This window comes from Roseateles sp., from assembly GCF_039929605.1.
GTDB lineage: Bacteria > Pseudomonadota > Gammaproteobacteria > Burkholderiales > Burkholderiaceae_C > Pelomonas.
In genome coordinates this window covers 1-11,790 of the sequence record NZ_JBDSQX010000003.1, presented here as the reverse complement: position 1 = coordinate 11,790, position 11,790 = coordinate 1, and the positions used below count along the sequence as shown (strand labels likewise).

Here is an 11,790-nt window from a genome sequence, read left to right as displayed (position 1 = left end):
CTTGTGATGCTGGCTGTCGCTGCCCCCTTGCGTGCCGAGCAGGCTTCCTTGCGCGAGTTCGGGCCTGCCGATGGGCTGGAAAGCCTGGGAGTCCGTGCGGCGGTGCAGGATGCCGAAGGTTTTCTTTGGGTTGGCACCGAGAACGGCCTCTATCGCTTCGATGGCGTCCACTTCCGGCGCATCGGCGCGGGGCAGGGGCTGTCATGGATCAACGCGCTGGCGCCGCAGGCCGACGGGCTGTGGGTCGGCACGGATGAAGGGCTGTGGCGCTGGCACCGCGGCAAGCTGGTTTCCGTCCCCTTGGCGGATGGCAAGCCCCTGGCGATCCTTGGGCCGGGCGCCCTGGCACCGGCACATGACGGAAGCTTGTGGGTGGCCGCCAAGAGCGGGCTGCACAAGGTCACGCCGCTTGCCCATGGTGCCGGCTGGCATGCGGCCCGCGCACAGGCGGACGATGCCGGGCAGCCCGAGCTGCAGGATGTGGACGGCCTGGTGGCGCTGCCCGACGGCAAGCTCTGGTTCGGTTGCAAGAAGGCCTTGTGCCGGCTGCGCGATGGGCGGGTGGAGCGTTTCGGCACCGAACGCGGCGTGCCGGCATCCCCCTGGGATTGGCTGATACGAGGCAGTGACGGTTCGCTGTGGGCCCGTGGTGGCCAGCACTTGTTGCAGCTTGCACCCGACGCTGACCGCTTCGTGCAGCACGCTGGTGCCGGCTTCGGGTCGGACGAGGCAGGTCACTATCCGCTGGTTGAAGATGCGCAGGGGCGCATCCTGACTGCCACACGCGGGGCCTTGCTGCGCTGGGATGGCCAGCACTGGGAGCGTTTCGGTGTGGCCTCGGGCCTGACTTTCCCTGGGCGGCTGGCGGCCCTGGTCAGCGACCGCGAAGGCGGCCTGTGGCTGGGTGCCACGGGTGCTGGCCTGATGCAATGGCGAGGCTACGGCCAGTGGGAAAACTGGTCGGAACGCGATGGCCTGCCGTCCGATATCGTGTGGCGCTTTGTTCGTGCGGGGCCCGACGCAGGGCAGCCCTTGTATGCCGGCACCGGCAAGGGTGTGGCCGTGCTGGACCCACACGCGCGCAGGTTTCGCGCCTTGGCGTCGAACGCCTCCGGCACGGTGGACATCGTTGCACTGGCCGTCGATGCACAAGGGTCGCTATGGGCAGGCACCTGGGGCGGGCAGGTGGTCCGTTATGCCGGCTCGCCGGTCGGGCGCGGCAAGGTCGAGGCTGCCATCGGCGAGGGCGAGGCGGTCATGGGCTTGCTGCCTGATGCGCCGCTGGAGCCGCTCATCGTCGGCCTGCATCAGCTGTACAGCTGGCAGCCCGGCCGTGTGGGCAACCCGCCGCGGCGGATGGACGAGGCCGTGGTGGGCAAGGGCGGGTTCGGCCTGGCCTGTGGCGGACGCGACGGCCGGCTATGGGTCGGCGGCTCGTGGGGGCTGCGGGGCCAACGGGAGGGACGCTGGGCATCGGTCGATACTGGGGACGGTGGGGTTTCCAGCCTCGCCTGCCTGCACGACGGCGGCCTGCTGGTGACCAGCGGATACAACGGCATCCACCGGCTCAAGCCCGAAGGTGATCGATTCCAACGAACCAACGTCACGCCGCCTTTGTTGCAGGGCCGGCAGGTGATGGCCCTGCTGGAAGATCGGCGCGGCTGGTGGTGGGTAACCACCGATGCCGGCGTGGCCGTGTTCAACGGCCAGCACTGGCGCTGGCTCGACCAACAGGCCGGCCTGATCTGGAGCGACACCTCGGGCGGTGGCCTGTACGAAGACATCGACGGCAGCATCTGGGTCGGCACCAGCCGCGGTGCCTCGCACATGCTGGCGCCGGATGCGCTGTTCGAACCGATACGTGGCAAGGTCCGGCTGGAGGAGGTGCGCAGCGGCGCACTCACCTTGCCGCTGCCTGCAGGCGAAAACAGCCTGTCTTTCCCATGGACACACGATGCCATCGAAGTGCCGCTGTCCGCTCCGGTCTACCGCATGCGCAGTGCCATGCGCATCGAATACCGCGTGACCGGTTTCGATGACCGTTGGGCAGCGGCACCGGCGGACGCCGTGCGCCTGACCGGCCTGCCGCCCGGCGCCTATCGATTCGAGGCGCGGCTGGTCGACCGGGAGCTGGGCGTCGCCTCGCCCGTCAGCGGTTTCGGTTTCGAGATCGAGCCGCCTTGGTGGCGCACGCCGCAGGCCTACGCGGTGGCGGTCTTGGGTGTCTTCGTAGCGGGCTGGCTTGCGCACCGGTGGCAGGTGCGCCGCGTCACGCGCCATGCCGCAGCGCTGGAGGTGCTGGTGCGGCGGCGCACGCAGGAGCTGGAAGCCTCGCGCGAGCAGTTGCTGGAGCTGGCCACGCGCGACGCCCTGACGGGCGCCTGGAACCGGCGCGCCGTGATGGACATCCTGGAGCGCGAACTGGGCCGGGCCCAGCGCGAGCGCCTGCCGCTGACGCTGCTGATGGCAGACATCGACCACTTCAAGCGCATCAACGACAGCTTCGGCCATCCGGCGGGGGATGCCGTGCTGTGCGAGTTCGTGAAGCGCCTGACCGCAACCGTTCGGCCCTACGACGCCGTGGGTCGCTTCGGCGGCGAGGAGTTCCTCATCGTGCTGCCCGGCCTTGATGCGGCAAACCCGGCCGATGCGCTGCGGGTGCAGGCTCTTCACGCGGTGATTTCCGCCGAGCCCATGCCGCAGGCGGGTCGCGTGACATGCTCCGTTGGTGCCATCACGCTGAAGCCCGGCATGGAGGTCAATGCCGACCAGTTCGTCGCCCTGGCCGACGCGGCGCTCTACCGGGCGAAGCGCAACGGTCGCGATCAGGTGGCTTGGGCGTAGGCCATGGAATGACTTGGGCGGCAGACCGCAGCGCCAATTTGACGGGTGCCCCTTTGGCGCCTCAGCCGCCAGCCGACCAGGCCGATGCCCAGGGCCAGCAAGGTGGCCGTGCCGGGCTCGGGGACGGCGGCCAGATTGGCGTAGTCCAGCCCGCTGGCCGCCCGGATCGACCATTGCGAGACGGGATTCAGGCCTGCATCGAACAGCTCGGCGTCGACCAGGCTGAAGGTGTGCGAGAAATCGGCGGCCGTGTTGCCCTCGATGCGGCCGAGGCGGTTGGTCGCGTTCATCATCAGCTTTGAGCTGACCGTGGTCTGCAGGCCATAGGCGTAGAGCGCGTCCGAATACACCGGCATGCTGAAGCTGACGATCCGGTCGACATGCTGGCCGGTGTTGAAGTCGAGGTGGCCGATCAGGTTCATCGACCCCGGCGCCGGGGCGGGGAAGTCGGGCGATTCGCACCGGCTGCTGCCGATCCCGCCCACGCGCGCCGAGCCGCATTCGAAGGTGATGCTCGACTGCGCCGAGCCCAGCGTCTGCCCGGACACATCGCTGCTCTCGGCATAGGTGAGGGCCACGTCGCCGCTGATGCGGTAGGACAGGCGCAGCCAGCCGGGGCCGTTCCAGCTGGGCGTGCTTTGCAGCGTGAACTCGTCGCGCACCCGGATGACTCCGTAGGCGACGACGCCGTTGCCGTTGAAGGCGCCCGAGGAATTGAAATATCCGCTGGCGTTGCTGCTGGCGGACCAGCGGTCGACGCCGCTGATGGACGCCTGCGCGGCTGCGCTGACGGCGTAGTTAGAGCTGGTGTCGCTGGTCGTCGAGACGTAGGACCAGCCGTGCGACACCGAACTGTCGCCTGTGGCACCGGCGGGCGGCGTCCAGAAGACCGTGGGGCCGGAGAAGCACTCCGACTGGCAGACCGTGGTGTAGGCGAGGAAGGACGACTGCGCCAGGGCCGGGGCGGCCGAGCCGGCGCCGCCGAGCGCCACGAGGCAGCCGGCGGCCAGTCGTGCCGCCCGGTCGCAGCGCCCGGCAGGCGGGCGGGGCTCTGAAGGTGAATGGCATTTCATTGGCTGTCTCCGCAAATGGCTGGGTGGATTGCGCATTCAGCGGCTAATCGCGCGCTACCGCCATCCCAAGGTCATCATCCGCTCGGGCTCGGGCTCGGGCTCGGGCTCGGGCTCAGCCGCTGCGCGACACTCCGGTTCCGCCGGCCACCCGCCGATGCCCCATGAACAAGGAGAACCGCATGACCCACAAGGCAAGCTTCCACTGGGACGACCCGCTACTGCTGAACTCGCAGCTTTCCGACGACGAACGCATGGTGCGCGACGCCGCTGCGGCCTACTGCCAGGACCGCCTCAAGCCGCGCGTGCTGGAGGCCTTCCGCCACGAGAAGACCGACGCAAGCATCTTCCGCGAGATGGGCGATCTGGGTCTGCTGGGCACCACCATTGCGGCTGAATATGGCGGCGCGGGCCTGAACTACGTCTGCTACGGCCTGGCCGCCCGCGAGGTGGAGCGCGTGGACTCGGGCTACCGCTCGATGATGAGTGTGCAGTCGTCGCTGGTGATGGTGCCCATCAACGAGTTTGGTAACGAAGCGACCAAGCAGAAGTACCTGCCCAAGCTGGCCAGCGGCGAGTGGATAGGCTGCTTCGGCCTGACCGAGCCCGACCACGGCTCCGACCCCGGCAGCATGGTCACGCGTGCCCGCAAGGTCGACGGCGGCTACGAGCTGACCGGGGCCAAGATGTGGATCACCAACAGCCCCATCGCCGACGTGTTCGTCGTCTGGGCGAAGGACGACGAGGGCGCCATCCGCGGCTTCGTGCTGGACAAGGGCGCCAAGGGCCTGAGCGCCCCGGCCATCCACGGCAAGGTGGGCCTGCGTGCGTCCATCACCGGCGAGATCGTCATGGACAAAGTGTTCTGCCCCGAGGAGAACGCCTTCCCCGACGTGCGCGGCCTGAAGGGCCCGTTTACCTGCTTGAACTCGGCAAGGTATGGCATCGCTTGGGGCGCCCTGGGCGCGGCCGAGGACTGCTGGCACACGGCCCGCCAGTACACGATGGACCGCAAGCAGTTCGGCAGGCCGCTGGCGGCCAACCAACTGGTGCAGAAGAAGCTCGCCGACATGCAGACCGAGATCACGCTCGGCCTGCAAGGCTGCCTGCGCCTGGGCCGCATGAAGGACGAGGGCACGGCGGCGGTGGAGATCACGTCCATCATGAAGCGCAACAGCTGCGGCAAGAGCCTGGACATCGCCCGCACGGCGCGTGACATGCTGGGCGGCAACGGCATCTCCGACGAGTTCGGCATCGCGCGGCATCTCGTGAATCTCGAAGTGGTGAACACGTACGAGGGCACGCATGACATCCATGCGCTGATCCTCGGCCGGGCGATCACCGGCATCGCGGCGTTCTGATGCCATGACGGTCTACGCGGGCCAATGCCTTTGCGGGCGCGTGCAATTGGCCGTTCGCGGCGAGCCGCTGCGCGTCGGCATCTGCCACTGCATGGACTGCCGCAAGGAAAGCGGTTCGGCCTTCACCTTCTACGGCATCTGGCCCACGCTGCAGTTCGAGCGCACGGGCGAGACGGCCGAGTTCCAGGGCCGGCACTTCTGCTCGGGCTGCGGGTCGCGGCTGTTCTCGGTCGATGAGCGTGAGGCGGAGATCAAGCTCGGCCTGCTGTCCCAAGCGCCCACGCCGCTAGTGCCGAGCTATGAGCTGTGGATCAAGCGCCGCGAGCCCTGGCTGCGGCCGGTGCCCGGTGCCGAGCAGCACGACGAGGACCGGCCCTCTCACGAGTGACTTGCGTCATGCCTCGCGCTGCGGGGCATGCTGCGGCACGCAACCGAGGAGAGCCCGAATGACCACTCGCCGCAACGCCCTGCTCGCCGCCGCCACGCTGCCTGCCGCAGCCGGCCCGGCCAGCGCCCAAGCCTGGCCCAGCCCCGCCGAGATCGCCAAGCGCGTGGCCGAGGTCACGGCCACCGAAACGGCCTTCGCCAAGACCCTGGCCGACCGCGACGCAGCGGCCTTCCGCCGCTTCCTGGCACCCGACACCATCTGGCTGAACGGCAAGACACCGCAGCACGGGCCCGACGCGGTGATGGCCAACTGGGCCAAGTTCTTCGACGGCCCCACGCCGCCGTTCTCCTGGGCCCCGGATCTTGTTCTCGTGCTGCCCAGCGGCGAACTCGCGCAGAGCAGCGGCCCCGTCAGCAGCCCCGACGGCAAGGTGTTCGCGCGCTTCCAGTCGGTGTGGCGTCGCAAGGCCGACGGTGGCTGGGAGATCGTGTTCGACCAAGGCTCGGAGGTTTGTCGTTGATCGTTCCTGCGCGGCTACTTGAACTTATCCGCATTGGCGCGCGACTCTTGCAGCGTCGGCAGTCCGCACGCCTTCCGATCCGCATCCGTGACGGCAGTTTCATCGACAACCGAGAGTTCGATCTTCCCTGTCTTTGCCGAAGGCTCGAACTGCGTTCCATACCACTGTGGCTTGCCCGACCTAAGGAGCAACCTGTCCCAGGCGGAGCAGGCTGCCGCTCTGGGGCCAGGACGGTCGGGACGAAGCGCGGCAGCGATGCTCGTCAGTGAGAAAGCAAGCTTGAAATCCTCCACCGCTTCGCCGTGGTGGAAGATGATCGCGGCGTTGAAGTAGTCTTCCGCGACGCGGACCTCGCCTTGCTCCAGCAACTGCATGACCTGGATTCGGCGTTCTGCATCTCGACGGGCCAGCTTTGTGTTGTCGATGCCGTCAATGGGGCCGGCCCGGTCCTGCTGATCCGCTGCCGCGATCTCGCGGAGTTTGGCGTTGGGTTCGAGTGCTTGCGCGCCTGTACCCAGCGTTGCAAGGATGGTCAAAACGGCAAGGCTGCGCTTCGAGAGCTTGTATGGCATGCGTCATTGAGCGTGAGTTGGAGGGGGCGAGCTTCGTGACGCCGGCTATTGCTATTTCTTGGTCAGCTGGATCTCGAACAACCGCGGCCACAGCTTGCCGGTGACGAACAGGCGCTTCTTCGCGGCGTCGTAGGCGATGCCGTTAAGCACGTCGTCGCTGCCGGTGCGCTGGTTGGCGGGGAGCAGGCCGGTCAGGTCGACCCAGCCGAGCACATGGCCGGTCTTGGGGTCGATGCGGGCGATCCGGTCGGTCTGCCAGATGTTGGCAAAGACCTGGCCCTCGACCCACTCCAGCTCGTTGAGTTCGGCCACTGGCTGGCCGCCGGCCGTCACGCGCACGCGGCGCAGCTCCTTGAAGGTGAGCGGGTCCAGGAAGCGCAGCTCGGGCGTGCCGTCGCTCATGATGAGTTCGCGCTCGTTGTGCGTCAGGCCCCAGCCTTCGCCGGGATAGCTGAACTTGCGCCAGAGCTTGAAGGTCTTGAGGTCCAGCACGAAGGCGGTCTGTTCCTGCCAGGTGAGGCCGATGATGCGGTCACCCCACTGCGTGATGCCTTCGCCGAACACCTCGCCCGGCAGGGCCACCTGCTGCACGACGCGGCCGGTTTCGATCTCGACCTTGCGGATGCTGGAGCGCCCGCGCAGGCCCGTGCCTTCGAACAGGAAGCCGTCGTGGAAGAACAGGCCCTGCGTGAAGGCGTCGGGGTCGTGCGGGTAGCTGTGGACGACCTTGAAGCCGTGGACGGGTGCGGCGGCAGCAGCCGAAGCCAGCGGTGCGGCGAGGCTGCCAGCCAGTGCGGTGAGCAGCGCGCGTCGGCGCGGAACGAAAGTCGAGTTCATGCCGTCAGCGTAAATCAAGCAGCGGCGGCACGGCAGCCTGGAGCAGGTCCACCAGCTCGGGATCCATGAAGCGGTAGTCGTCCGGGATGTCGAGCACATGCAGCGGCTTGTCCATGAGCGTGCGCGCGTGCTCGGCCAGCAGGCGGGACTTGTGCTTGCTCTCCATGACGATGACGACGTCGGCCCAGGCCAGGTCGAGGTGGCTGACCTGCCGGCGAGCGCTGGATGCCGTACCCGCCGAGCGCACGGCCAGCGCCGGGTGGCGGCGGAAGACCTGCTCCGCCGTCGGGCTGCGCCACTGGTTGCGGCTGCAGATGAACAGGACGTTGAGCTTGTTGCTCACGCACCACCCAGCGACTTGAACAACGCCGCCTGCCGGACCCACTGCTGGGCGCGCAGCTGGATGCGGTTCTGCTCGGCGTCCAGCAGCGCGCTGCGGGCCTGCAGCCAGTCGGCGCGGGCAATCGCGCCGGCTTCATAGCGCAGCATGGCCAGGCGCTCGTTCTCGGTCGCTTCGCGCAGCCGGCCGTTGTTGGCGGTGAGTTGCTGGGCTAGGCGCTCGGCTTCGATGCGCTGGGTCTCGATGTCGGCCAGGGCCTTGTTGAGCGTGTCGCGCAGCGTCAGTGCGGCGGTGTCGAGTTCGGTGCGGGCGCCGTCCCGCTGCAGGGCCAGGCGCTGCCAGTCGATCATGGGCACGACGAGGTTGGCGCCCAGCGAGGCCAGCGGCTGCGACAGCCAGTCGCTGGACCGCGAGCCGCCCGTGCCGATGTTGCCGGAGAAGCTCAGGCGCGGGTAGCGCTCGGCCTCGCTGGCGCGCAGCCGGGCCAGCGCGGCGTCCACGCCGAGGCGCGCGCTTTGCACGTCGGGGCGGCGGGCCAGCACGTCGGCGGCCTCGGCCAGGCGCCATTGCGGCGGTTCGGTCGCGGGCAGGGCGGCGTCGGGCGCCGGCCCGGGCAGCGCTTCGTCCAGCAGCAAGGCCAGGCGCTGGCGCTGCAGCAGCGTGTCGGCGGCCAGGTCGGCCAGGCGGTTCTCGGCGGCCTGCACGGTGGCGGCGATCTTGTCCAGCTCGATGGGCAGCAGCTTGCCCTCGCGGACGCGGGCGCGCGTCAGCTCCAGCGTCTCGCGGGTGATGGCGAGCTGGGTGTCGGCCAGCGGCTGGCGGGCGCGCAGTGAGGCCAGCGTCCAGTAGGCCTCGGCCACCTGGCTGCGGATGAGCAGGCGCGCGGCGGCGATGTCAGTGCGCGCGGCCTCGGCGTTGGCGCGCTGGGCGGCCTGCGTCTGCGCCAGGCGGTCCCACAGGTCCAGCTCGTAGCCCACGCCGATGTTGGCGCCGTAGCTGCGGCTCACGCCGGTGGAGGACGTCACGGGAATCGTGACGCCGCCGACGTCGACATTGCGCGTCGTGCTCTTGGTCTCCAGCGGGCGGCTGGCATTGGTGGACAGGCTGGCGCTGGGTGCCCAGCGCAGCGCGCTTTGGTCGGCCAGCAGTTGGGCGCGCTTCCAGCGCTGGGCCGCCAGCGCGATGTCGCGGTTGGCGTCCAGCGCGCGAGCCTGCAGCGCCGCCAGCGTCGGGTCCAGCAGGCCGGCCCAGTCGGGCGTGGCGTCGCCGCCGGCCAGGCTCCAGGCGGTGGGCAGGGCGACTTCGGGCGCCTTGTCCACGGGGGCATGGGCGCAGCCGGCCAGCAGCACGGTTGCGGCCAGGGTCAGCAAGCTCAGTCTTGATTTCATCGTTCTCACTCTCGCGCCAAGGCATCCACCGGGCTCAGCGCCGCCGCGCGCCTCGCGGGCAGCGTGCCGAACACCAGGCCCACCAGGCTGGACACCGCAAAGGCGACGCCCACTGCCGCCCAACTGACGACCACCACGACTTGCTTCTGCACCGCGTTCAGCCCCTGCGCCGCGAGCCAACTCAAGCCCACGCCTACCAGCCCGCCCAGGCAACAGAGAACAATCGCCTCGATGAGGAACTGCAGCCTCACGTCGCCCTGGCGCGCGCCCACGGCCATGCGGATGCCGATCTCGCGGGTGCGCTCGGACACCGACACCAGCATGATGTTCATGACGCCCACGCCGCCCACCAACAGCGAGATAGCGCCCACGCCGGCGAACACGGCCGCCATCGCGCTGGTGATCTGCTGGAACTTGCGGAACTCTTCTTCGGCGTTGAAGCTGCTGAAGTCTTCCCTGCCGTGCATGGCTTTCAGGCGGTAGATGATGTGCTCGCGCACCTGCTGCGGCGGCACGCGGGTGTCCAGTTGCACGTCGAAGCTCCAGACCTCGGCGCGTGCGTCCAGCTTGCGCGAGAAGGTGGTGTTGGGCAGGTAGAGCTGGCTCATGCCGCCGCTGAAGCTGATCGCACCGCCGTCTGCCGCCGCGACGCCGATGACGGTGAAGGGCAGGGCGGCCGAAGGCGGGGTGTATTGCCCGACAGGCGCGCCGCCGCCCAGCTGCAGCAGCACCACCTGGCCAACGGGCGACTCGCCCTTCTTGAACAGCGCGTCGCGGGCCTTCTCGTCCAGCACCAGCACCTGGCTGTCGCCCTCGAAGTCCATCGCGCTGAAGTAGCGCCCTTGCACGAGCTTGAGTTTGCGGCCCTTCAGCGTGTTGGCGTCGGCGGCAACGGCCTGAATGGTGGCGTCGCGCGAACGGTGCTGGGCGGTGAGCTGCATCTGCCGGTTCAGCGTGATGCCGCGCACGCCGTCCAGCGCGCGCAGCGAGTCGATCTCGTTGGGCCGGAAGGCCTTGGCCTGCACGCCCGGCGGCAGCGATGGGTTACCGCTCCAGACCGGGATGCGGCCGCTCATCATGCTGGCCACATTGCTCTCGATGGAGTCCCGCGCGGCCGTCGTCAGCGCAACGATGCTGACCACCGAGGCGATGCCGATGCTGATGCCCAGCATGGACAGCGCCGTGCGCAGCCGGTTGCTGCGCAGCGCCAGCAGCGCCGTGGACACGGCCTCGCGCCATTGCACGAGCCAGCGCGCCGGCCAGGCGCTCTGCTTCACGGGCGGGGCGTCGCTGGGCAACTCGGCCGGCGCCACATGGCCGGCGGGCGTGCCGTTGTCGGCCACGACCTTGCCGTCCTTCAGCTCGATGACACGGCGCGCATGCGCGGCTACGGCGGCATCATGCGTGACCAGGATGATGGTGTGGCCGCGTTCGTTCAGCTCCTTGAGCAGGCGCAACATCTCTGCGCCCGAGGCCGAGTCCAGCGCGCCGGTCGGCTCGTCGGCCAGGATGATCTGGCCGCCGTTCATCAGCGCGCGCGCGATGGACACGCGCTGCTGCTGGCCACCAGACAATTCGTTAGGCCGGTGATGCAGGCGGTCGCCCAGGCCGAGCCGCTCCAGCAGCGCGCGGGCGCGCTCGCCGCGCGCGCTGACGCCCACGCCGGCGTACACGGCCGGCAGCGCCGCGTTGGCGCGGGCATCCAGGTGGGGCAGCAGGTGGTAGCGCTGGAAGATGAAGCCGAAGCGCTCGCGGCGCAGCGCGGCCAGCTCGTCGGCGCCCAGCGTGCCGGCGTCGGTGCCGTCGATGATGAAGCGGCCGCTCGTGGGGTTGTCCAGGCAGCCCAGCACATTCATCAGGGTGCTCTTGCCCGAGCCCGACTGGCCCATGATGGCAACGAACTCGCCGGCCTCGATGTCCAGGCTGACGCCGTCCAGCGCGGGGACGTCGATCTCGCCGAGTTGGTAGTGGCGGGCGACGTCTTTGAGTTCGATCAGAGGCATGGCGACCGCTCCGGTTCTTTAGCGGAGAGTTGCTTGATGCCGAGATCGGTGCCGGGAGTTCGCCCCGGCGGGCGACTCACTTTTTGGGCCGCCAAAAAGTAAGCAAAAAGCTCCCCCCTGGCCGCCCCGCCCCTTCGGGGTTCCCTGCGCTGCTCAGTCCTTGAGGGCCCACGCAAAACTCCCTTCGCTACGCTGCGGTCAAACAGTTGCGCGGAGTCAGATCTTGAAGTGCGCTGCGCGCACGCCCTCAAGGCCTTCCGCTGCTCGGCGGGGCTAAAAGGGGGCATACAAAAATACCTCGTGGCGAACGGCTTTCGGGTTTGGCTGTTCGGCTGTTCTTTCACCCCCCTTTGGAGGAGCCGAGAAGCGCAGGAGCCCGGGGCGCGAGCGCAGCGAGCCTCAAGCTCTGACTTCGCGCCGCCTGTTTGAACGCAGCGTAGCGAAGTGAGTTCGGCGCGGCCCCGGGT

10 protein-coding genes are annotated in these 11,790 nt (G+C 68.8%); 4 read left to right on the top strand and 6 right to left on the bottom strand.

The annotated features are described in order from the left end of the window. The first annotated feature begins 6 nt into the window (after nt 1-6). The gene (locus ABIS05_RS00440; protein ID WP_348010419.1) at nt 7-2,844 is read left to right on the top strand and encodes a diguanylate cyclase; all 2,838 of its coding nucleotides are present in this window, start codon (nt 7-9) and stop codon (nt 2,842-2,844) included. Here ABIS05_RS00440 and ABIS05_RS00435 read toward each other — a convergent pair. Next, the gene (locus ABIS05_RS00435) at nt 2,826-3,917 is read right to left on the bottom strand and encodes a PEP-CTERM sorting domain-containing protein (RefSeq protein WP_348010418.1); all 1,092 of its coding nucleotides are present in this window, start codon (nt 3,915-3,917) and stop codon (nt 2,826-2,828) included. The genes ABIS05_RS00440 and ABIS05_RS00435 overlap by 19 nt on opposite strands. A gap of 179 nt (nt 3,918-4,096) precedes the next feature. On the opposite strand from ABIS05_RS00435, the gene ABIS05_RS00430 reads away from it, so the two are divergent. The 3 genes from ABIS05_RS00430 to ABIS05_RS00420 are packed head-to-tail and all read left to right on the top strand — an operon-like array spanning nt 4,097 to nt 6,183. Next, the gene (locus ABIS05_RS00430; RefSeq protein WP_348010417.1) at nt 4,097-5,275 is read left to right on the top strand and encodes an acyl-CoA dehydrogenase; all 1,179 of its coding nucleotides are present in this window, start codon (nt 4,097-4,099) and stop codon (nt 5,273-5,275) included. A gap of 4 nt (nt 5,276-5,279) precedes the next feature. Beyond that, nucleotides 5,280-5,663, top strand: coding sequence for a GFA family protein (locus ABIS05_RS00425; protein ID WP_348010416.1), 384 nt, complete (start codon nt 5,280-5,282; stop codon nt 5,661-5,663). A 58-nt stretch (nt 5,664-5,721) separates the two neighbouring features. Continuing rightward, a complete protein-coding gene (locus ABIS05_RS00420) occupies nt 5,722-6,183 on the top strand; it encodes a nuclear transport factor 2 family protein (protein WP_348010415.1) in 462 nt (153 codons plus the stop codon). Nucleotides 6,184-6,197: 14 nt separating this feature from the next. On the opposite strand, the gene ABIS05_RS00415 is transcribed toward ABIS05_RS00420, so the two are convergent. From ABIS05_RS00415 to ABIS05_RS00395, 5 genes are read right to left on the bottom strand one after another with little or no spacing between them, the layout of a single operon-like run. Then, on the bottom strand, nt 6,198-6,755 hold the full coding sequence (locus tag ABIS05_RS00415) for a hypothetical protein (RefSeq protein WP_348010414.1): 558 nt from the start codon (nt 6,753-6,755) through the stop codon (nt 6,198-6,200). A gap of 51 nt (nt 6,756-6,806) precedes the next feature. Continuing rightward, a complete protein-coding gene (locus tag ABIS05_RS00410; RefSeq protein ID WP_348010413.1) occupies nt 6,807-7,592 on the bottom strand; it encodes a glutaminyl-peptide cyclotransferase in 786 nt (261 codons plus the stop codon). Between the two features lie 4 nt (nt 7,593-7,596). Further along, nucleotides 7,597-7,935, bottom strand: a complete 339-nt coding sequence (locus tag ABIS05_RS00405) for a phosphotyrosine protein phosphatase (protein WP_348010412.1) — start codon at nt 7,933-7,935, stop codon at nt 7,597-7,599. Then, nucleotides 7,932-9,320: a TolC family protein gene (locus ABIS05_RS00400; protein ID WP_348010411.1), complete on the bottom strand. Its 1,389-nt coding sequence runs from the start codon at nt 9,318-9,320 to the stop codon at nt 7,932-7,934. The genes ABIS05_RS00405 and ABIS05_RS00400 overlap by 4 nt, the downstream gene beginning before the upstream one ends. A gap of 5 nt (nt 9,321-9,325) precedes the next feature. Further along, the gene (locus ABIS05_RS00395; protein WP_348010410.1) at nt 9,326-11,323 is read right to left on the bottom strand and encodes an ATP-binding cassette domain-containing protein; all 1,998 of its coding nucleotides are present in this window, start codon (nt 11,321-11,323) and stop codon (nt 9,326-9,328) included. Between the last annotated feature and the right edge of the window lie 467 nt (nt 11,324-11,790).